The 22,679-nt window shown below is 38.0% G+C and carries 20 protein-coding genes; 5 read left to right on the top strand and 15 right to left on the bottom strand.

The window, feature by feature from the left end; translation table 11 throughout:
- Positions 1–208: 208 nt before the first annotated feature.
- From parC to OSO01_RS10710, 5 genes are all read right to left on the bottom strand, one after another.
- Positions 209–2,668, bottom strand: a complete 2,460-nt coding sequence (parC, locus tag OSO01_RS10730) for a DNA topoisomerase IV subunit A (protein ID WP_147210430.1) — start codon at positions 2,666–2,668, stop codon at positions 209–211.
- 25 nt (positions 2,669–2,693) lie between these two features.
- Entirely contained in the window at positions 2,694–4,649 is a 1,956-nt protein-coding gene (parE, locus tag OSO01_RS10725) for a DNA topoisomerase IV subunit B (protein WP_147210429.1), read from the bottom strand.
- Positions 4,650–5,267: 618 nt separating this feature from the next.
- Entirely contained in the window at positions 5,268–5,684 is a 417-nt protein-coding gene (locus tag OSO01_RS10720; protein WP_147210543.1) for a CoA-binding protein, read from the bottom strand.
- Positions 5,685–5,703: 19 nt separating this feature from the next.
- Positions 5,704–7,227 carry an ABC transporter permease/substrate-binding protein gene (locus OSO01_RS10715; protein WP_147210428.1) on the bottom strand — a complete coding sequence of 508 codons (1,524 nt, stop codon included), beginning with the start codon at positions 7,225–7,227 and terminating at the stop codon, positions 5,704–5,706.
- Positions 7,224–8,288, bottom strand: coding sequence for an ABC transporter ATP-binding protein (locus OSO01_RS10710; RefSeq protein ID WP_147210427.1), 1,065 nt, complete (start codon positions 8,286–8,288; stop codon positions 7,224–7,226). The genes OSO01_RS10715 and OSO01_RS10710 overlap by 4 nt, the downstream gene beginning before the upstream one ends.
- 1,269 nt (positions 8,289–9,557) lie before the next feature.
- Here OSO01_RS10710 and plsY point away from each other — a divergent pair.
- The 4 genes from plsY to OSO01_RS10690 all read left to right on the top strand — a co-directional run bounded on the left by plsY (position 9,558) and on the right by OSO01_RS10690 (position 11,738).
- Positions 9,558–10,139 carry a glycerol-3-phosphate 1-O-acyltransferase PlsY gene (gene plsY, locus OSO01_RS10705; RefSeq protein WP_147210426.1) on the top strand — a complete coding sequence of 194 codons (582 nt, stop codon included), beginning with the start codon at positions 9,558–9,560 and terminating at the stop codon, positions 10,137–10,139.
- Positions 10,140–10,253: 114 nt separating this feature from the next.
- Positions 10,254–11,186: a GTP cyclohydrolase FolE2 gene (gene folE2, locus OSO01_RS10700; RefSeq protein ID WP_147210425.1), complete on the top strand. Its 933-nt coding sequence runs from the start codon at positions 10,254–10,256 to the stop codon at positions 11,184–11,186.
- Between the two features lie 7 nt (positions 11,187–11,193).
- Positions 11,194–11,424 (top strand): membrane protein insertion efficiency factor YidD, encoded by a 231-nt coding sequence (gene yidD / locus OSO01_RS10695; RefSeq protein WP_222595726.1) that lies wholly within the window; start codon positions 11,194–11,196, stop codon positions 11,422–11,424.
- A gap of 17 nt (positions 11,425–11,441) precedes the next feature.
- On the top strand, positions 11,442–11,738 hold the full coding sequence (locus OSO01_RS10690) for a HesB/YadR/YfhF family protein (protein ID WP_147210423.1): 297 nt from the start codon (positions 11,442–11,444) through the stop codon (positions 11,736–11,738).
- Between the two features lie 57 nt (positions 11,739–11,795).
- Here OSO01_RS10690 and OSO01_RS10685 read toward each other — a convergent pair whose 3' ends face one another.
- The 5 genes from OSO01_RS10685 to OSO01_RS23705 all read right to left on the bottom strand — a co-directional run bounded on the left by OSO01_RS10685 (position 11,796) and on the right by OSO01_RS23705 (position 17,424).
- Entirely contained in the window at positions 11,796–12,092 is a 297-nt protein-coding gene (locus OSO01_RS10685) for a hypothetical protein (RefSeq protein WP_147210422.1), read from the bottom strand.
- A 2-nt stretch (positions 12,093–12,094) separates the two neighbouring features.
- Complete coding sequence (locus OSO01_RS10680; RefSeq protein ID WP_147210421.1) at positions 12,095–12,523, bottom strand: acyl-CoA thioesterase; 429 nt, start codon at positions 12,521–12,523, stop codon at positions 12,095–12,097.
- A gap of 28 nt (positions 12,524–12,551) precedes the next feature.
- Positions 12,552–13,154: a TlpA family protein disulfide reductase gene (locus tag OSO01_RS10675; RefSeq protein WP_147210420.1), complete on the bottom strand. Its 603-nt coding sequence runs from the start codon at positions 13,152–13,154 to the stop codon at positions 12,552–12,554.
- A gap of 157 nt (positions 13,155–13,311) precedes the next feature.
- The gene (acnA, locus tag OSO01_RS10670; RefSeq protein WP_147210419.1) at positions 13,312–16,023 is read right to left on the bottom strand and encodes an aconitate hydratase AcnA; all 2,712 of its coding nucleotides are present in this window, start codon (positions 16,021–16,023) and stop codon (positions 13,312–13,314) included.
- Between the two features lie 279 nt (positions 16,024–16,302).
- Positions 16,303–17,424 carry an ATP-binding protein gene (locus tag OSO01_RS23705; protein ID WP_246145124.1) on the bottom strand — a complete coding sequence of 374 codons (1,122 nt, stop codon included), beginning with the start codon at positions 17,422–17,424 and terminating at the stop codon, positions 16,303–16,305.
- Between the two features lie 222 nt (positions 17,425–17,646).
- Here OSO01_RS23705 and OSO01_RS10660 point away from each other — a divergent pair, with 222 nt between their 5' ends.
- A complete protein-coding gene (locus OSO01_RS10660; RefSeq protein WP_147210418.1) occupies positions 17,647–18,120 on the top strand; it encodes a DUF2621 family protein in 474 nt (157 codons plus the stop codon).
- Positions 18,121–18,193: 73 nt separating this feature from the next.
- Here the strand turns inward: OSO01_RS10660 and OSO01_RS10655 are convergent, their stop codons facing one another.
- From OSO01_RS10655 to tkt, 5 genes are all read right to left on the bottom strand, one after another.
- The gene (locus tag OSO01_RS10655) at positions 18,194–18,667 is read right to left on the bottom strand and encodes a CcdC family protein (protein WP_147210417.1); all 474 of its coding nucleotides are present in this window, start codon (positions 18,665–18,667) and stop codon (positions 18,194–18,196) included.
- Positions 18,668–18,795: 128 nt separating this feature from the next.
- On the bottom strand, positions 18,796–19,500 hold the full coding sequence (locus tag OSO01_RS10650) for a cytochrome c biogenesis CcdA family protein (protein WP_147210416.1): 705 nt from the start codon (positions 19,498–19,500) through the stop codon (positions 18,796–18,798).
- Between the two features lie 214 nt (positions 19,501–19,714).
- On the bottom strand, positions 19,715–19,942 hold the full coding sequence (locus OSO01_RS10645; protein ID WP_077601369.1) for a YneF family protein: 228 nt from the start codon (positions 19,940–19,942) through the stop codon (positions 19,715–19,717).
- A 47-nt stretch (positions 19,943–19,989) separates the two neighbouring features.
- A complete protein-coding gene (gene sirA / locus OSO01_RS10640; RefSeq protein ID WP_077601368.1) occupies positions 19,990–20,448 on the bottom strand; it encodes a sporulation inhibitor of replication protein SirA in 459 nt (152 codons plus the stop codon).
- 157 nt (positions 20,449–20,605) lie between these two features.
- Entirely contained in the window at positions 20,606–22,606 is a 2,001-nt protein-coding gene (gene tkt / locus OSO01_RS10635; RefSeq protein WP_147210415.1) for a transketolase, read from the bottom strand.
- Between the last annotated feature and the right edge of the window lie 73 nt (positions 22,607–22,679).

The raw sequence follows: 22,679 nt of genomic DNA, 5'->3' as shown, positions 1-22,679 counted from the left end.
TCCATTTCTATTTTATCAAAAGGTGAGAGTTAGGCAAACAAAAAGATAAAATGTTTTTTATCATAGACTACGTAAAATATTTTTATTCTTCTCTTAAGCTTGAAAAATAAATTCGCCGATTATCATTTGAGTGCTTTTTTGAACATACTCTTATAATAAAAAAGCTCCTCAGCATTATTATTTCATGCTAAGGAGCTTATATGATTCTCTATATTTCATCGCCCATATCTTCAAAAGGCTTTTTATAGGTTGTCTCTTTGTATACCTCGATTACTTCACCGGCTTGATCCGTATCGACGATAAATGATCCGTTACTATAGCGGTCGGCAATAGACAGCTCAAGTGGGTATACCTGCTGTGTTCCGCCATTTTTCGTTCTATAACAAATGGTTTCTTGTTTACTCACCATAAAAAATCCTACAATCCGATGAGGTTTTTGCTTTAATTCTTTAAGCATGATTAGCCCGCGTTTGGCACGACTTGCTTTTTCAAAGGATTTTAGTTTCATGCGTTTACAAGCTCCACGCTGCGTTATTACAAATAAATCTTTTTGAACTTCCTGATCAAATACTTGTCCATTCACCACATAATCATCATCTTTTAAAGCAATGGATTTCACCCCTGCTGCTCTCTGACCGACAATGGATACTTCAGCTTCTTCATACCATAAACCGTAACCTTTATTTGTTGTGATAAAGATGTCTTTGTTTCCATCTGTACGGCTTACTTGTACAAGTTCATCATTTTGCTTGAGATTTAATGCAATTAATGCTTTTCCCCGACGCTGTGCTTCGTAAAGCTGAAATTCACTTCGTTTAACCATACCGTTTCGAGTAAAGAACACTAAAAATCCTTTCTCTTCTTTAAAATCACGAACAGGAATGACTTTAATCAGATGCTCTTCTTTTTCTAATGGCACAATATGTGAAATGTGTTGTCCCATATCCTTCCAGCGAATATCCGGCAGTTCATGAACAGCACATAGTATATATCTTCCCTTATTTGTAAAGATTAATAAATCATCTGTTGTATTAACCTCTAATAAACTTATCGGATGATCATCATCTTTCAGCGGTAAGTCTTGATTATTAGAAGCTGCATAGGAACGCAGACTTGTCCGCTTCACATACCCGTCTCTGGTGACAGAAACCAGCACGTCTTCACTTGCGACAGTAACCTCAATATTAATCTTTAATTCTTCTACTTTGTCTTCAATATGCGTACGCCGTGCATCTGCAAATTTTTTCTTAATTTGTCTTAAGTCACTCTTAATGGTCTGGAGTAATTTCTTCTCACTATTCAGGATTTCAGAAAGTATTTCCATTTGCTTATTTAGCTCGCGTGCTTCTTCTTCTAATTGAACAATATCCGTATTTGTCAATCTATAAAGTTGAAGCGTAACAATAGCTTCGGCCTGCGGTTCTGTAAATCCGTATTTTATCATGATTTGATTTTTGGCATCCGTCTTGTCTTTTGACGCACGAATGGTTGCAATCAATTCATCTAAAATCGAAATAGCTTTAATCAATCCCTCAACAATGTGTGCTCTGGTTTTAGCCTTGTTTAAATCAAATCGTGTTTGATTCGTTACAACCTCACGCTGATGACTGATATATGCATCAAGAAGCTGCGGTAATGATAAAAGCTTCGGTGTTTTATCTTTAATAGCAACCATATTGAAATGGTAGGCAATTTGTAAATCCGTATTTTTGTATAAGAAGTTTAAGATACCTTCACTGTTTGCATCTTTTTTTAGCTCTACAACAACACGTAATCCAGTACGGTCTGTATCATCACGGACTTCTGCAATTCCTTCTACTTTCCTATCAATACGAAGCTCATCCATTTTCTTGACCATCGTTGCTTTATTAACTTCATACGGGATTTCCGTAATAACAATTTGTTCACGATTCCCTTTTAAACTCTCGATAACTGCTTTACCGCGGACAATAACTTTTCCTTTTCCAGTCTCATATGCTTTCTTAATTCCTTCGATACCTTGAATAATTCCACCTGTCGGGAAATCAGGACCCTTCAGTACCTGCATCAAATTATCCACACCGGCTTCGGGTTTATCAATCCGCATAATAACTGCGTCGATTACTTCTCCCAAATTATGAGGAGGGATATCTGTTGCATACCCTGCAGAGATCCCAGTTGATCCATTCACTAACAGGTTTGGAAATTTTGCCGGTAAAACAACTGGTTCATTTGTTGTTTCATCAAAGTTAGGAATGTATTCAACCGTCTCTTTGTCTATATCACGAAGAAGCTCTGAAGCAATAGGAGACAGCCTGGCTTCCGTATAACGCATTGCAGCAGGAGGATCCCCATCAATACTGCCGTTATTTCCATGCATTTCAATTAGTCCATTACGCACTTTCCAGCTTTGGCTTAAGCGTACCATTGCTTCGTAAACAGAAGAATCTCCATGCGGATGATAGTTACCGATAACTGTTCCAACAGTTTTGGCAGCTTTTCTGAAATTCTTATCATGTGTATTTCTTTCAACATGCATTGCATAAAGTATACGCCGCTGCACAGGCTTCAATCCATCTCTTGCATCAGGAAGGGCACGATCTTGAATGATATATTTACTGTATCTTCCAAAACGATCTCCGATAACTTCTTCTAAAGGAAGGTCTAAATATTTCTCTGTTTGATCCAAATGGAATCACTCCTTACAATCCGAACTAATCTTCTTTATGAATATTTTCATTTTCTAAAATGGTCCCGTCTTCTTCCAAACCAAATTTAACATGACCTTCAATCCACTTACGGCGCGGCTCTACCTTATCTCCCATCAAGGTGGTTACTCTTCTTTCCGCTCTGGCGATATCATCAATTGACACACGAATAAGTGTACGGGATTCTGGATTCATTGTTGTTTCCCATAACTGATCAGCGTTCATCTCACCGAGACCTTTATACCGTTGAATATCATAACCATTTTTTAATTCAGTGACTGCTTTTTTCAGCTCTTTTTCATCCCATGCATAAAGCGTTTTTTCTTTTTTTCCTTTACCTTTAGAAACCTTAAACAGAGGTGGAAGTGCGATAAACACTTTTCCAGACTCTACTAAAGGACGCATATATCGATAAAAGAAAGTTAACAGAAGCACCTGGATATGTGCTCCATCGGTATCTGCATCGGTCATAATAATAATTTTGTCATATTGAACATCTTCCATATTGAAATCTCCGCCGACGCCCGCTCCGATTGTATGAATAATCGTTGAGATTTCTTCATTTTTAAAGACATCCTCAAGCTTTGCCTTTTCCGTATTAATAACCTTACCGCGTAATGGAAGTACCGCCTGGAATTTACGGTCACGGCCTTGTTTTGCCGACCCGCCGGCAGAATCTCCCTCTACCAGGTATAATTCATTCTTTTTAGGGTTTTTCGATTGAGCCGGTGTTAATTTACCGCTTAATAAGGTATCTTTTCTTTTGCGCTTTTTACCGGTACGGGCTTCTTCCCGTGCTTTTCTCGCAGCTTCCCTTGCTTCTTTCGCGCGAATTGATTTCTTAATCAGCACAGTAGAAGTTTCTACATTTTCCTCCAAAAAGTAAGTCAGATTTTCAGACACGACAGAATCAACCGCAGAACGAGCTTCTGTGGTTCCTAATTTTCCTTTTGTCTGTCCTTCAAATTGTAATTTATTCTCTGGAACACGCACGGAAATAATTGCTGTCAATCCTTCCCGAATATCCGTTCCTTCTAAATTCTTATCTTTTTCTTTTAATAAACCAGCTCTTCTTGCATAATCATTCATAGTCCGGGTAATTGCCGCTCTTGCTCCAAATTCATGTGTACCGCCATCACGCGTCCGCACATGGTTTACAAATGAGAGCATGTTTTCAGCAAATCCATCATTGAATTGAAAAGCAAATTCAACTTCAATTTCCGATTGCTCTCCTTCAAACGAAACAACTGGATGAAGAACATCCTTTTCTTCATTTAGCCATTCTACAAAAGACCGCAGCCCTTCAGGATATTCATAAACCTGGTGTTCATTATTATGTTCATCTGTCAGCTCAATTTTTAACCCTTTAAGCAGAAAGGCAGATTCTCTTAACCGCTCTGAAATGGTTTCAAAATTAAATACCGTTGTAGAAAAAATCGCCGGGTCCGGTTTAAAATGAATACAAGAACCTTTCTTTTTGGAAGGGCCTTTGTCCTCTAAGCCGGTTGCAGGCCTCCCGCCATCTTCAAAGCGCTGTTCATATTTACGGCCATCACGATAAGTTGTTACTGTCAGCCATTCTGATAGGGCGTTTACAACAGAAGCCCCTACTCCATGTAATCCTCCACTTGTTTTATAGCTGCCTTGACCGAATTTTCCGCCTGCATGTAGAACAGTGAAAATAACCTCTGTTGTTGGTTTTCCGGTTGCATGCATCCCAATCGGCATCCCGCGGCCTTTATCCTCCACAGAAATACTGTCATCTTTATGTATGGTTACTATAATTTGATTGCCATGACCAGCCAGTGCTTCGTCAACAGCATTATCAACAATTTCATAAACAAGATGATGTAATCCACGAATGTCGGTACTCCCAATATACATTCCTGGCCGTTTACGTACTGCATCCAGCCCTTCCAGTACCTGGATAGAACTATCAGAGTATAGATTTTCTTTCTCCACGAATCATCTTCTCCTTTCAAGACTTCCTCTATATACATCATAGAACATTAGTTCTCACTTGGCAAACAGGTAAATATTAAACAGACTTTTGTATAAGTGCTTGTGCAACTATAACACTCTAATAAAAGAAAAAAAGCACAAAGCAATAATTCAGCGGCAAACCAATTTGGTTACAAACTAGAAGTCTGTAAGCAGCTGAATGCTTGGAGCTTCAGGCAGCTGTGCTTATATGACGTTTCTTTTCCACCCTTGTTCTACCTATATAAGAAATTTTAACCTTGTTTATACACTATAGAGCAAAATTTGTTTCTTCGTCTAGTCTGAACATACACGCTTCCAATAAATTAGAAAACATTTCAATTGAAATGCTTGTTATAAATTGTCGTTCCAAAGAGTTTTATCTGATTAGACTTAAACGCACTATATCAATGTTTACATCATTAATATCTTATGGGAAAAACCAAAGAAAAGCAAGGCAATCATTTATTTAAGGTTCTTGAACAGCTGAATTTCTTTCCGTTATTTTATTTAAAACTAAAAAGCTGAGTCTGAATTATGCCTGACTCAGCTTTTAGTATATTTATAATAGATTCTGAACATAACCCAATCATAAATTTTCTACTTCAATAATACAGCATGAACTACTTTAATACAAAGGTCCATCACTACTTCAAAATCATGCTCTTTTAAATAATCATAAGCCTCTTCATTTACAATTCCCTGCTGCGCCCAAAACATTTTACAATCTGTCTGTACAGCATCTTTTGCTACATCCATCAAATGCTCTGGCCGGCGGAAAACATTAATAATATCAATAGGCTCATCTACTTCTGCTAAAGAGCGATAGGCTTTTTCTCCAAGAACCTCATCAAGAGTCGGATTCACAGGAATAATCTTATATCCTTCCTCCTGCATTCTTTTAGCGATTTGATGTGATGTTCTCTCTGGATTGGCGGATAACCCTACAACTGCAATTGTTTTTGCTTCCGTTAGAATTTCTTTTAACCTTTCATTACTTGGATTTTGAACGGACATCATAATTCCTCCTTTATAATTATTCAATAAAACTATTCTCTATCAAGTAGTCTCTGGCCACATCCTCTGCAGATGCATCCTCATAATCCACTTGATAATTCATTTCCTGCATTTCCTCATCTGTAATTTGTCCACTTAACTGATTCAATATATCTTCCAGTTCTGGATACTGTTTTAACGTATCTGCCCGCATTAACGGTGCACCCTGGTATGGCGGAAATAAGTTTTCAGAATCTTCCAGGGCTACCAGCCCTAATTCTACCATATAGCTGTCCGTTCCATAGGCATCAATCACGTCTACTTCTCCACTGGAAATAGCTCCTTGACGCAGACCGGGATCCATTGTGTTTACCTCATTAAAATCTAAATTATATACGTCCTGCATTCCTACATAACCATCATAACGGTCATTAAACTCTAATGTGAAGCCAGCTGTTATTTCATTTTCAATCGATTTCAAGTCAGAAATATCGTTAAGATTGTTTTCTTCTGCAAATTCTTTTGTTACAGCTACCGTATACGTATTATTAAACAACATTGGTTCTAATAGCTCCAAATTATATGCTTCTTTAATACCGTCTCTGGCTTGTACGTATACCTCTTCTGCTTCGTTAGACTCCGCTTGTTCATCAAGCAGTGAAACGATAACCGTCCCTGTAAACTCCGGATAAATATCAATACTTCCCTGCTGCAATGCATTAAACACCATATCTGTTTTTCCAAGGTTCGGTTCTAACTCAACGGTAATATCACTTTCCTCCTCAATTAATATTTTATAGATATTCATAATGATTTCTGGTTCTGCTCCTAATTTTCCAGCAATAACAATTTCACCTTTTTGGCTGTTTGGTATCATAAAAGGAATCGCAATCACAAGTACAACAATCAACAACATTGCTGCAAAAGCCTGCATTCCGTATTTCTTAGACAGCTTCTCAAATAAACGGAGAATAAAATCAAGAATGACAGCTAATAAAGCAGCCGGTATTGCACCTAATAAGACGAGCGGGATATCCCCTCCCCGATCCAAACCTAGTAAAATAATATCTCCAAGTCCGCCGGCACCGATTAAAGCCGCAATCGTTGTAGTACCAACAATAAGCACCATGGAGGTTCGAATACCAGCCATGATTACTGGCATCGCAATCGGCAGCTCTATCTTCATTAACTGCTTCCTGGTATTCATCCCCATCCCTCTGGCAGCTTCCCGTAATGCCGGATCAACCCCGTCTATTCCTGTGTATGTATTTCTGAGAATTGGCAGCAGTCCATATAGTACAAGCGCAACAATAGCCGGTTGAATTCCGATTCCTAAAAATGGAATTAAAAAGGCAAGCACAGCAAGACTCGGTATTGTCTGTAAGACTGCAGATGTGCCGATAATAGGCTCGGCAACACGTGGATACCTTGTCAGCATTATCCCTAATGGAACAGCAATTAAAATAGCAATACCAAGTGAAATTAAAGAAATCTGTAAATGCTCCCAAATTGCCTGGAGGAGCATATCCTGTCGATTCTGGAATACGTTAATAAATGAACTCATAAGATGCCTGCTCCTTCCTTTTCCTGCTGATAGAAGTATTGAAGCAATTCATTACTTGTAATAACACCGACAGCTTTTTGACCATTCTCCACCACCGGGAAATGAGTCTGGTTTACTGAACGAATAATTGCATATGCGTCCTCAACCGTGCTTTCGACAGGAATCGTCACAGCTTCTTTCTGTTCCTTATGATTTTCAAAAATTCCTTTTAAAATCTGATTTTTGTCCACAAGCATGAAAAATGCACTGCCGTATTCCATCACGTCATCAGCATTATCCTCCTTAAAATATGCTGGGTCCTTCTTCATAACTTCTTTAATCGGTTTTAGCCATGGCGACTGCCGATTTCCAATAAATTCTTCTACAAACTCATTTTCAGGATGTCTCATCAATTCTTCAGGAGATCCGCATTGAACAACACTGCCTTCTTTCATCAGGCAAATACGATCACTCATTTTTAATGCCTCGTCCATATCATGGGTAACAAAAACAATCGTCTTTTTGATCTCCGTTTGTAATTTATTTATATCTATTTGTAATTGCTCCCTGCTGATTGGATCGAGTGCGCTAAACGGCTCATCCATTAATACGATATCAGGATCCGCAGCTAAAGCCCGGATAACGCCGATTCGCTGCTGCTGCCCTCCTGACAGTTCTCCTGGATATCGCTTTTTAAAAATGGATGGATCGAGTCCTACCATATCCAATAATTCATCTGTCCGTTTCTGCATTTTACCTTTTTTCCACTTCAGCAAATCTGGAACCACCTGAATATTTTCCTGCACTGTCAAATGAGGAAACAAAGCAATTTGCTGCAGAACATAACCGATATTCCACCGTAACTCGTGAATGGAATATTCGCTTACCGGTTTATCATCTATGTATATTGTTCCTGCAGATGGATCAATCAGACGGTTAATCATTTTCATCGTGGTTGTCTTTCCGCATCCGCTGGGACCAATCAACGTCATAAATTCTCCTTTTTCTACTGTCAGATTAAATCGGTCTACAGCAGTTGTCCCATCTGGATATGTTTTTGTAATATCATCAAATGTAATCATAGTAGATTCCCCCTTCATAAAATGATTCCCGATTGTATGTGTTTAAAAACCTGGCATCGTTTTATTTTTCAGTTTATATATAACTCAACTTTCGCACTTGAGAATAAGCATCTATACCTTCCTATTCCAGGATGAATATGGTCTACATTATCCTGCTACTGGAATGGAGATTGTGTATAGCGCCGCCCCGACCAACCACTACGCTTTCCATGGGGACGGCTTCAGCTAACTTGAAAAGAAACCCGCTTTTCAAGTGGATCTTCAGCTCGCCCTGTTCCCATAGGAGTCTGCGTGGTTGGTCTGCGCTCATATAGGAGGGGGAGTTGGATGAAATCATTGCCTTTTGCTTGATAAAAAGATTATTTTAGTGTTTCAAATGGTTGATTTGGCAATTTAAATGATGACCCAGCATGGATAATAAATATCGGAATTGCTTTCATGAATAAAGAGTAATCATGACAGAATATTTTATCGTTAATCAGAAAAAATGTTTTATCTGATTTAACTTCTATTTAGTCAGCTGTTTCAACCTGTATAGAACATCCCGCTAGCGGAGGCGGACCGTTTTGACTCCTGAGAGAATAGCGGAAAGCGTCGGTTAAAAACGTAATAACTGGACCGAAGCAACTGAGATAAAGGAATCATGCCCCTTTAGGGGTATGCCGACGTTAGGCTTCAGCCTGCTTTTAGTCGACCTTCCTTTACTTTAACGGATGATGACTTTCACCCGCGGGGCATAAGCGCGACTTTAGCTCTGTCTGCGCCTGACGGCTTGCCAGTCGCTAAGTCTTCTTTATCGTAGGGCGCTTTCGGGAAGTTGTCTAGTTTTTGACGCTTGTAGCTGGACAGGGATTAGCATCATCTGAAGATCCACTTTTGCCAAGAAGAGTACTTGGCAAAAGTTAGATGAAGAGCGTGCCCCTAGGCAGGCTAAGGTCGCAACGTCCTGTTGCAACGCCTGCATTAGTACGTCCTGTACGTCGAAAGCAAAACGGTCCGCCGTAGCGGTCGCTTTACACTTTACCTTCTATCTTTGTCAACAGATATATGGAAGAAATGATCAACCCCTGTTCCTATGGATAGGAAGTTTCTTTTTAAAGTGCGAAAGTTGAGTAATTTATAAAGATACGTATAGGCAAAAAATAAATTTGCTAAAAGAACAGCTCAGATAAGCTTTTCTAAAAAAATTTGTACTTAAACAGATTGGTTCATGCTAAAATAACCATAGGAGTATTGAAATAAGAATTTGTAAAAGAGAGTTGGGAACGTATGGATTATATTATTTTTGGGATTATCGCATATCTCTTAGGATCTATTCCATTTGCCTTAATTATCGGCAAAATAGGATATAAAATAGATGTTCGTGAGCATGGAAGTGGTAACCTGGGCGCAACCAATGCCTTTCGAGTACTTGGAATAAAAGCTGGAAGCATCGTTATTATCGGTGATATTTTAAAAGGAACTGCAGCTGTTTTATTACCTCAATTATTTGATGCAAACGTCTATCCTTTAATCATTGGTATTATAGCTGTCTTAGGTCATACTTATCCAATTTTCGCTAAGTTTAAAGGCGGGAAAGCTGTTGCAACATCAGGCGGGATGATTCTCGGAATTAATCCGTTTCTGTTTATTATCATGATTGCAACGTTCTTATTATCATTATATTTATCAAAATATGTTTCACTTTCATCCATGATTGCTGGAATTGTTGCCTTTTTTGCTTCCTTGTTTTTCAATGACATCGGACTGACCATTGTTATCTTTTTATTAACTGCTTTTGTAACCTACCGTCATTGGGCAAATATTAAACGAATAAAAAATGGTACAGAGCCTAAAATAACGTGGATGTAGAAAGCCGATAAATTGAATATTTAAGCCGAATTCAGTATACTAGTGGCTAGTTATAATTTTGATTGTTTAAGCATCTAAGGTACCACAGATGTTTACAAGAAAGGGCGTTTTTTTATGCAGCAAATAGACACGATTTCATTAAAAAAGCTTCCATCTAAGGAAGAAAGACATAGATTATTTGGTTCTGTTCCGCCTGGAGAGAAAAAAAAGCCTACTGAAAAAAGCAAAATGGCTGATTTACAAAATGTAAAACGTGATTTTCTTTTTGATTTGGATGCAGTTGGAGTAGCAAATGTAAAGTACCCTGTCCGTGTCTTGAGCGGACAAACACCTTATGAACAAACAACCATTGGGACATTCACATTTTCATCCAGCATCCCTGCCAATAGTAAAGGCACAAATATGAGCCGTTTTATGGAGCTGTTAGAGCAATATTATCAAGGCGGCTTCACCATCTCTATTGATGAGCTGAAACAGTTTACCAAGGATCTGGCAAATAAACTGGAGCAGGATGATGCATCTGTTTCTGTGAGCTTCCCCTGGTTCTATGAACGTGAAGCTCCACAGACTCTTGCCTCAGGACTGAACCATGCTGAAGCATCTGTTTCTGTACGCTATTCAAAACATGAGGATTATCAAATCAACGTTTCTTTAAAAGTACAAATAACGACACTATGCCCCTGCTCAAAAGAAATTAGTGAATACAGCGCTCATAACCAGCGGGGTAATGTGACGATTGAAACAGAGCTGGAGTCTAATTTTTCGAATGCAGATGATGATTGGAAGGTACTTTTATTAGAGGCTGCTGAAAGTAATGCAAGTGCCAGACTTCACCCTATTTTAAAAAGACCGGATGAAAAAATGGTAACAGAGCAGGCTTACGAAAATCCGAGATTTGTCGAGGATATGGTTCGCTTAATTGCAGCAGACCTCTATGAATTGCCTTCTGTTCTTAAGTTTCATGTATCATGCCGTAACGAGGAATCTATTCATATGCATGATGCTATTGCTTCAGTTACGTATGATAAGCGCAACGGACAAGGTTAATTTTAATATGAAATATATATTTATTGGACTTATTCGCTTTTACCAGCTTGCCATCAGTCCTTTTACACCGGCAACCTGCCGCTTCTATCCTACCTGCTCAGCCTATGCTATAGAAGCATTTCGACGTTTTGGAATTTTTAAAGGTGGAATATTGACTATAAAGAGAATTAGTAAATGTCATCCATTCCATCCAGGCGGAGTTGATTACGTTCCAGAGAAATCTGAGAAAAAGCATTAATACAAGGGAGAGAGACAATGGACATTAAAGTATCAGAACAAGTTGCAAAATGGTATAAAGAAGAGTTAGCTTTAGAGAATGAAAAGAATGTACGATTCTTTCCAAGATATGGCGGAGTCGGCGGCAGAATTGCCGGTTTTTCTCTCGGAATTAAAGCTGAAGCACCAAAAAACGAAACTGCTTCAACCACGGTAGAAGGTATCCATTTTTTTGTTGAAGAATCCGATGACTGGTATTTTGAAGGAGCAAATTTATCTGTCTCTTATGATGAATCTAAAAAAGAACCAAAAATTGAATATCCTGAAACAGATTAATGAAATTACTGTAGAGCAGACAAAAAGCGTAGGAGATTGATTTTCCTACGCTTTTTGCTATTTAAATCGCTCTAATTGATCCAGCCTGTTTTCAGTTTTTAAAATCTGCCATTGATAGTCGCCGAATAAATCAAAATGGGGGTATTTAGGTTTTAAATCAATCCAGGATTCATCTAAATTATATTTCCTCCCCCACTCTTTTAGCTTCTCCAAGTCACTGCAGCCGACTTTTGTTACTGTATTACAGCCAGGGAAACGATCATCCAGCCAATAATGTGTTATAAAATCAATCTTTCCAGCTCGCACATTTCGCTTCCACTGGTTTAACTCTTCTCTTTTTAATCCAAAAGCCATTTCTAATCCTCTTTCTTAAGCTGATCTTGATATGCAGCGTGCCAATCAGGAAATTTCCTTCGAATAGATAGCGGTCGAAAGGTGTCTTTATCAACAATTGTGTGAGTTGTTGTACCAGTGACAGCTAAATCTCCAGCTCCATTTAGAATTTCATAACGATAAACCGTACGTAAACCGTCGTAAGTCTCCAGCCATGTTTTTACAACTGGTTTTTCACCATAGCGAACGGCATTTTTATATGAAATTTGCGCATCAATTACAGGAGAAACAACATTATGCTTCTCCATGCCTTGATGATAGTTAAGCCCTAAAGCTTCCACAAATTTTGTACGCCCGATTTCAAACCAAACTAAATAATTCGCATGGTAGACGACGCCCATCTGATCGGTTTCCTGATATCTAACTTCTATTGGTGTTTCTGTAATTAACAAGCGTTCTTCCTCCTCTTACTTCCCGCAATCAATCCATTTCTTGAACCATTTCCTCCATAAATTCATAATCCATCGGCCCCATTTTTCTCGGATGCTGTATTTTCCCATCTGTTCCGATAAAATATGTGGTTGGTGCCGCATAGACAACATACTGATCAGACACGGCGTTATCTTTATCTAAAGGTACAGGAAACGTATATCCATGCTCCTGAATAAATTCCTGCGCATCTGATATGCTGTTTTCAACTGTAGTCAGATTTACAGTAACTACCTCCACTTCTTCTTGATAGTCCTCATAGAATTTCTGCAGTTCGGGCATTTCTTCTATACAAGGGGGACACCAGGAATACCAGAAGTTTAAAATTACTTTCTTTCCCTGTAAATCTGAAAGCTGAAAGCTTTCTCCTTCTAATGTCTCAAGTTCAAAATCAGGAGCTTGTTCACCAGGTTCCACTCCGGCACTTTCAGCAGGGGCAATGGCAGCACCCTGGCCAGAAGTACCATCGTCTATAAGAACTGGATCTTCTTCTCCATTTGCAGTGTTATCCATGAATCTGTCTTGAACAATATTTGCAATAACAATCCCAACAAGTACTAATAATAAGGTGAGCGCAAATATCCGTTTATACACTTCTTATCTCCTACCATCCAAATTAATTGGTTTCCTTCCTCTATCGTAAAGAGGAACTTGAAATTTGTAAAGGATAGAGCCCTTAAAAATAGCATAGAAAAAGAGCCTTGTCTGATTAAAAACAAAGACTCTTTTTCCATACAAAACAGCTGACTGTTTATGCTTTTACTTTTTCACGCAGTACCATACGTAAGATACCACCATGACGATAGTAATCAATTTCTACGTCACTATCAAAACGGGCAACTGCTTTAAATGAAGTTACCTTACCAGCTTCATCTGTTGCAGTTACATTGACTAAATCACCCGGTTTTACAGATTCATCAACATCTACAGCAAATGTTTCTTTCCCTGTTAAACCTAAGCTTTCAGCGTTTTGACCTTTTTCAAATTGCAACGGTAATACACCCATCATTACAAGGTTAGAGCGGTGAATACGCTCAAAGCTTTCAGCAATAACTGTTTTGATTCCTAATAGATTTGTACCTTTTGCAGCCCAGTCACGGGATGATCCCATACCATAATCTTTTCCGCCCATAACAATAAGACCTGTTCCGTCTTGTTGATATTTCATTGCAGCATCATAGATTGGCATTACATCACCAGTTGGCCAGTAGGTAGTGTAACCACCTTCTGTGCCAGGAGCTAATAGGTTACGGATACGGATGTTAGCAAACGTACCACGCATCATGATTTCATGGTTACCACGGCGAGACCCGTAAGAGTTAAAGTTTCTTGGTGAAACTCCTTTTTCCTGCAAGTACTTACCTGCTGGCATATCTTTTGCAATTGCACCTGCCGGAGAAATGTGATCTGTTGTTACAGAATCGCCAAATAATCCGATAGCACGTAATCCGCTGAGTGGTTCAACTGTTCCTGCTTCAGGAGTCAGCCCTTCAAAGAATGGAGGATTTTGGATATAAGTAGAGTCCTCATCCCATTCAAATAATGGCTCATCTGTTGTATCAATTTCATTCCATTTTTCATTGGAATTAAATACATTTTCATATTCTTTGCGGAAGATTTCCGGAGTAACTACTTTCTGAACCTCTTCTTTGATTTCAGTAAGTGTTGGCCAGATATCAGACATATAAACGTCATTGCCCTCTGCATCTTTACCAAGAGCATCTTTTGTTAAATCAACATCCACTGTTCCTGCCAGTGCATAAGCAACTACAAGCGGCGGTGATGCTAAGTAGTTCGCTTTTACAAGCGGATGGATACGTCCTTCAAAGTTACGGTTACCTGATAATACAGAAGACGCAATTAAATCACTTTCAGCAATAGCTTCTTCAATTTCTTCACGTAAAGGTCCGGAGTTACCGATACATGTTGTACATCCGTAACCTACAAGATTAAAACCAAGTTTATCTAAATACGTTTGTAAGCCGGCATCTTCTAAGTAACGTGTTACAACTTTGGAACCTGGTGCCAGTGAAGTTTTTACATATTCAGGAACTTCAAGACCTTTTTCAACAGCTTTCTTTGCAACAAGACCTGCCCCTAACATAACATACGGGTTTGATGTGTTTGTACAGGATGTAATTGCAGCAATAGCAAGGCTGCCGGTTTTCATAACAGAAGTTTTACCATTTGGATGCTTGATTTCAACTTCTTTATCAAATTCAGCTTTATCTAATCCAAATCCCTGATTTCCTTCTTTTGCAGTAATTGCTTTATTAAATTCTTTTTTCATGTTAGACAGTGCAATTAAATCCTGAGGACGTTTTGGGCCGGAAAGATTCGGTTCTAACTCTGAAAGATTAATTTCAATTACTTGTGTATATTCAGGATCAGCATCATTTGCATCGTACCATAAATTATTTTCTTTACAGTATTTTTCAACAGTTGCAATCAGCTCATCGTCACGACCAGTTAATTTTAAATAATCAAGCGATTCCTGATCAATTGGGAAGAAACCACAAGTTGCGCCGTATTCTGGCGCCATATTAGAAATAGTCGCACGGTCAGCTAATGGCATATCCTTTAGACCTGGTCCGAAGTACTCTACAAATTTACCAACTACATTTTGTTCACGCAATACCTGTGTTACTTTCAATGCAAGGTCAGTCGCTGTGGTACCATTCGGGAATGAACCTGTGAATTTCACACCAATTACTTCAGGTGCAGGGAAATAAGAAGGCTGTCCAAGCATACCTGCTTCCGCTTCAATTCCACCAACGCCCCAGCCCAGAATACCTAGACCATTGATCATTGTTGTATGGGAGTCGGTTCCTACAAGCGTATCAGGGAACGTGTCATAAGTGCCGTCTTCATTTTCAAGCGCATGTACAACATCAGCAAGATACTCCAGGTTAACCTGGTGAACAATACCTGTTGCCGGCGGTACTGCACGATAGTTGTTAAATGCTTTCTGAGCCCAGTTTAAGAACTGATAACGCTCCGCATTACGTTCAAATTCTAATTCCATATTTGCACGTAATGCATCTGGTGTTCCATATTGGTCAACCTGTACAGAGTGGTCAATGACTAAATCTACAGGAACTTCCGGATTGATTTTGTCCGGCTCCCCACCAAGATCTACCATTGCCTTACGAAGAGAAGCAAGGTCAACAACCGCAGGCACCCCTGTAAAGTCCTGCAAAATAACGCGGGAAGGTTTAAAAGGCACATCTGCTCCTGTAGCCTTATCTGTTCCCCAGTTTGCCAGTGATTCAACATGTTCATTTTTAATTTGATGTCCATCATGCTGTCTTAGTAAAGATTCTAAAAGAACACGGATAGAAAATGGCAAACGATCCACCTTACCTAATCCTGCTTCTTCCAAATCCTTCAAACGGTAATAATTATACGTTTTACCGTTCAGCTCGAACTGCTTTTTTGCATTGTACGCATTTGTGTTCGACATATTGTGTTACCCCTTTCATTTCCTCTCCTCCTCGACTTTTCGCAAGGAGGTATTACTTTTTTTAATCAATACTGCTATTCAAATAAATAGACTGTTCATAGTATATAATATAGGAATCTAGCAAATAAAACAAATAATTATTGTTAAATAGTAGATAGTAAAAAGTTATGCCAAGAGATAAGCCTAACTTATATAAACCCTAAATTATTGATAGTGAAAATAATATGAATGCTTTAAACCTGATTAGGTTTGTAAAATGAAAACATTACATCAAAAAAATTATATGTCAGGATCACCATCAGCCTTTGGAAAAATAATTTCAAACGTGCTCCCTTTATCTTCATTATTATACATATGAAAATCTGCATCATGATTACTGAGGATTTTTTTAGTAATTAACAGCCCCAGTCCTGTCCCGGATGATTTTGTTGTAAAAAAAGGTTCCCCGAGCCGGTGCAGAACCTCTTCTGGCAGCCCGCAGCCTTCATCAATAACAGAAATTTTTATTTTATCATCATTTTCTTTTGCTTTAACAATGATTTGTCCAGGCTGATCCATTGCTTCAATTGCATTTTTCACCAGGTTAATTAGAACTTGTTTAATTTGAGAACGATCACAAAGAACCGGTGCATTTGTACTGCTCTGCAGCTGAATTTGAATATTCTTTTGATTCGCCTGCGATTGTAATAACATTGCTACGTCCTGCATCATACTTGTTACTTCTTCTTTAGAACGATTATCTGTCAAAGGCTTCGAAATAAATAATAATTCTGATGTAATTGACTCGATTTTTTCAACTTCCTCAATCATCACATTAAAGTATTCCTCCTTATGCTGTGCACCAGCCTGGAGTAATTGCAGGAAACCCTTTAAGGATGTAAGCGGATTGCGTATTTCATGAACCAGGCTTGCAGCCAGCTGACCTGCCACATTCATCTTCTCTGAACGGATCATCAAATCATCCAGCATTGAATCTTCTGTTTTTCTTTCCAGATAAGCCAAAATTCTTTTTTCTGTATCTATATCTTCTAAATCGTAATTTAACTCACAGGAAAAAGAGAACACCTCACCTTTTTTAGTCGGAATATCGATTAACAGATTTTTTTGTTTCACTTTGTCATCAATCAAAAACTGTGATGTAACCTCAGGCTCTATTCTGAGTGGAGCATCCTTCCACGTCTTTCCAATTACTTCTTTTGGTCCATAACCAAGTATCCTATAGACAGAATCACTGATATATTCTATTTCGCCGCTTAATTTGAATACTACCACAATTCCTTCAATATTCTTACTCAGCCATGAAACAATGGCTGCTGAAAGCGCTGCATCGGGGTGTAAATTATGACGACTTTCAGAACTTTGTAAGCCATTAGGCAGTTCATTTTTTTGTTTTTTATCCATACCCATGCTCCTTCCAGAAATTATTATAAATAATATGTATGATTATGACGAAACAATTATGAATACTTGTGTATATTTCTTAATAACTTTATAATATAAAAGTAAGGAATGATGACAATGGTTAAGTTAATGTTACTACAATTTTCTAAAAAAATAAATTGATAGTTTATAATAATTAGCAATATTCGTAATTTTTCTTGTAAGATTAAGGTGAGGTGTACGATGATATCACTTATTGTTATAATGTGGGGCTGTTTATTAATAGGTTTGATGGCAATCGGTGGGTATTTTATGTTTCGAAAGTTCTTAAAACGGCTGCCAAAAGAGGACGGACGCTCAATTATGGATTGGGAAGAATATTATTTTGAACAGACGTTACATAAATGGTCTCAGTCAGAAAAAGACTTCTTAGAAGAACTGGTTTCACCAGTTCCTGAATTGTTTAGAGATGTTGCCAGACAAAGAATTGCCAGTAAAATTGGCGAATTATCCATTCAAAAAAATGAGGAATCCATTACACGTCCAACATTAATTGAAGGATATATTTTAGCAACACCAAAAAGAGATCATAAATTTCTCCGTAAAAAACTGAAGGAAAAAAATATTGATATTGCGCCCTATGAAGATTTTTTCCGGCAGTCAAGAGACAATTATCAGGAGAATTGGGAAGAGAAATATAAGCAGAAGAAATCATAGTTTTCATATCCCGGGGCTAAACAAGTTATATTCCAATAAAAGAATGGTTTTCGTAAATAAAAAAGCAAAGTGCTTAAATTTCTGCACTTTGCTTTTTTGTTAATTGTAAATACTGATAAAGCATAGCTAATCTCCAAGTCCCAATCATTCCTAAAGCAAGTAAAAAGAACATGCCGGAGGTTTCTCCGACAGAGATGCTTGTACCAATAATAAGCTTTATAATAATACGGATTACCAGCAAACTAACTAAAATGACGGGAAACATCTTTGATGGCTTAACATAGATATGATCCCCTTCATGCTCTAATTTTGATGTTTTAATTAAAAAAATAGAAAATATTATTCCTACAATCAGCGCTTCCGCAACTTGAAGCCAGCTTATCTGAAACATCGGAAATAAGAACATAAGCGCCCCGGTACTCATAAAAAATGGCGGCAGGATAATGCTTTTTACAGATGCCGGCCTTCTGGAAGCACGCATCCGCACAAATATCATCACAATTGCCATAAATGCAAAAACAGCCGTTGTCGCAATTGCTAAATACATACCTAACAACTCTTTTCTCTAAATTCTGGCAAACATCAGCTTTTAAATAGTTTAATCTGATGCTTTTCATCTTCTAGTTTAAAATCTTTATTTCAAGCATACCTCTAAATACTCTTATTTGAAAGCATTTAAAACCCGGTAAAGCCGAATAAATTTGCTAAAAATCCAGTTAATTTTGTCATCCAATCAAAAAACAATGCAATTCCCACTAAAATCATTATCCAGCCGCCGATTTTCACCATTTTTTGGCTGTGCTTTCTAAACCATTTTAACTTGCCGATAAAAAAGCCCAGTACTAAAAAAGGAATAGAGAACCCTAAAATATAGCTGACCATCATAATCATTCCTATATTAGGACTTGTTGCAGCCAGTGAAAATACAATAGCTAGAATTGGCCCGGTGCATGGTGTCCACCCTAAGGAAAAAGCCATACCAATGATAACAGAACCAAAATAACCTGCAGGACGATTTTTAAAATGAATTTTACGATCTTTCATGAGAAACTGAAAATTTAATACTCCGACAATAACTAAACCAAAAAAGATAATTAAAATAGCACCAATTTGTCTTATTTCATTTTGATATGTTACTAAAAACTCGGAGATATAAGTTGTCGTAAAACCAATCATTATAAAAATACTTGAAAAACCAATTAGAAAGCATACCGTATGTAAAATTGCTTTTCGATCAAGCGCCTTATTATCTTGATTTATTTCATCCATGCTCATTCCCGTAATATAAGAAAGAAATACTGGATACAACGGTAGAACACAAGGCGAAATAAATGAAAGAAATCCAGCTGCAAAGGCTAAGAAAATATTAATTTCCTCCATGATAATCCCCCTATCAATCATTTCTATTCTAACAGAGAAATACAAAAATAAAAGATTATTTTATGACAATCTCCATACATTTTACGAATGATATGAAAAAAAGATGCCTAAAGGGATAATATTGTATCCTTCCCTGCATAATTTTTTTTACCAATAAGAAAAACCACCTTCTAAAAAAAGTGGTTTTAGTGCTTGTCCATAAAATAATTATAAATTATTTCCCAGACTGATTTTGGTTATTCATCGCCCGCATCATCTGATTAATTTTCTTCTGCGATGGCTTTTGGCCCATTTGCATCATCAATGTACGAAGCATCTGCTCATTAATCGGCGGATTCTTTTTCAAATAATTCATCATATATTTTCTGGCAATGAAAAATCCAAGAGCAACACCAGCAACTAAAGCTGCAATTGCAATTAATACTACCCATATCGTACTCATGTTACAAAATTTCCTCCTTCGTGTTGTCTCTAATACAGTATATTAGATTAGAGGAAATTATACAACACTTGACTTTCATCATCCTGTGCTTTTACCGGCTTTGGAGAAATCCATCCATACTGAGGTGTATCCTTCCCCTGTACAAAGAAATAAGGATGAATATCTTCTAATATAGGAAAAAGTACAGATACTGCCGAAACTAAATGATTACATTTTAAAATTAACTGTCCATTCTCTATATATAGACAAAGTGTTTCTTCCCCTTTTTTTACAATCACTCTATTCCCGATTCGTTTTATCATGATATCAGGTGAAGAAAACGTCTTTAAATGCATAGCAAACTTATAAAAATGGATTTTTCTGGTTATGAATCGAAATTGCTTTCTAATTATTATCTCATCTTGATTTTCAGCACATTCTAAAAAGAATCGATGTAATAAATCACTTTTATGAAAATAATTTTTTGCTACACTCTCTTCTATCCAATAAATTGCATATTCATTCATCACGCATTCCTCCTTTGACTATTATTATAGAGGAATCTATTTCCGAAAGTTGTCAAAATAGTGTGCAAAGAACAACTTCTTTTGTCGAAACTAGAATAATAAAAGAGAGAGGTACTTTTACCTCTCTCTTCATTGATATAAAGTATATAAACTTTCCTTATTTTGTAACTTCTTCAACCAATTTAACAACATTATCCACTGTAAAACCAAATTTCTCAATTAATAGATCGCCATTCGCAGAAGCGCCGAAACGGTCAATGGTAAGAGTCTTTCCTTCAAAGCCGACATAACGATCCCATCCAAATGACGCTGCCATTTCAAGACCAACTCTAGCTGTTACTTCTTTAGGAAGTACTTCGTTTTTATATGCTTCATCCTGCGCTTCGAAACGATCCCATGAAGGCATACTTACAACCTGAACATCGACACCTTTTTCTTTCAAAGCCTCTTGAGCAGCAACTGCTAATTGAACTTCAGAACCTGTAGCTAATAGAAGGGCATCTGGAGTTTCTTTTTCAGATTTACTTACAATATAAGCACCTTTTTTAACTCCTTCATAAGCTAATTCTGCTGTATTAGCTAATGTAGGAAGATTTTGGCGGGTCAACACAAGAGCTGTAGGCTGATCTGTTGATTCCAGAGCTAGTCTCCATGCTGCCTGTACCTCGTTTCCATCAGCTGGACGGATTAAAGATAGATGAGGCATAGCACGTAGAGCAGCTAAATGCTCTACAGGTTCATGCGTTGGACCATCTTCACCAACCGCGATAGAATCATGTGTAAACACATATGTTACAGGCATATTCATAATAGATGCAAGACGAATAGATGGGCGTAAATAGTCACTGAACACAAAGAATGTTCCGCCAAAAACATGAAGTCCGCCATGAAGAGCCATTCCGTTTAACGCTGCGCCCATTGCATGTTCACGAACGCCAAACCAAACATTACGTCCGGCATAATCTTCTTTTGTAAAATCATTTTCATCATTAATTGTCGTTTTATTGGATCCTGCAAGGTCCGCACTTCCGCCAAAGAAGTTTGGAACAGCTTTTGCTACTGCATTTAACACTTCACCTGAAGAGGCACGTGTAGCAAGTTTTGATCCTTCCTCATACACCGGAAGACTTTCATGCCAGTTTTCAGGAAGCTCGCCTTTCAACGCAAGTTCAAACTGCTCACCTAATTCTGGATATGCTTCTTTATAAGCCGCAACAAGTTCATTCCATGCAGATTCTTTTTTTGAACCGTCAGTAACAATCTTTTCTTTGAAGTCGGCATATACTTCATCAGATACATAAAAATCTTCATGATTCCATTTATAGGCTTCTTTTGTTAACTTCACTTCATCTGCTCCAAGCGGAGATCCATGTGAAGCACTGGAAGCAGACTTATTCGGAGAGCCATAGCCGATAATTGTTTTCACTTCAATTAATGTCGGCTGGTCTTGATTTTGCTGTGCTTCTTTAATTGCCTGGCGGATAGCATCTACATCATTTCCGTCTTCTACCCGAAGCACTTGCCAGCCGTATGCTTTAAAGCGTTGTTCCGTGTTTTCAGAGAATGCGCGATCCAAATCACCATCTAAGGAAATATCATTTGAATCATAAAGGGCGATCAGTTTGCCTAAGCCGAGATGACCGGCTAAAGATGCCGCCTCATGAGAAATCCCTTCCATTAAATCCCCGTCACTGACAATAGCATATGTATAATGGTCTACCACATTATACGCTTCTTTATTATAAGTAGCACTAAGATGTGCTTCAGCCATTGCCATTCCAACAGACATAGCAATCCCCTGACCTAATGGCCCTGTAGTTGCTTCCACACCGTCCGTATGATGTACTTCCGGATGCCCCGGAGTTTTAGAATCCCACTGACGGAACTCTTTTAAATCATCGATAGACACTTTATAGCCGGATAAATGCAATAGACTGTAAAGCAGCATAGATCCATGACCAGCAGATAAAACAAAACGGTCACGATTGAACCATTTCGAATTTTTTGGGTTATGATTCATAAAATCTGTCCAGAGGGTGTAAGCCATAGGCGCCGCCCCCATTGGTAAACCAGGATGTCCGGAGTTTGCTTTTTCAATCGCATCAATGGATAACGTACGAATCGTATTAATGGATAGTTCTTCAATTTGTTGTGTCATTATTTTTCTCCTTCCACTTCAAAACATATTCTATTTCTATCTCTATTTTATAATGAAATCCTTTACTATACAA

Origin of the sequence: Oceanobacillus sojae (assembly GCF_007991515.1) — a bacterium.
GTDB lineage: Bacteria > Bacillota > Bacilli > Bacillales > Amphibacillaceae > Oceanobacillus > Oceanobacillus sojae.
Note: the sequence above shows the minus strand (reverse complement) of the source record. Positions and strands in the feature narration are given on the sequence as shown.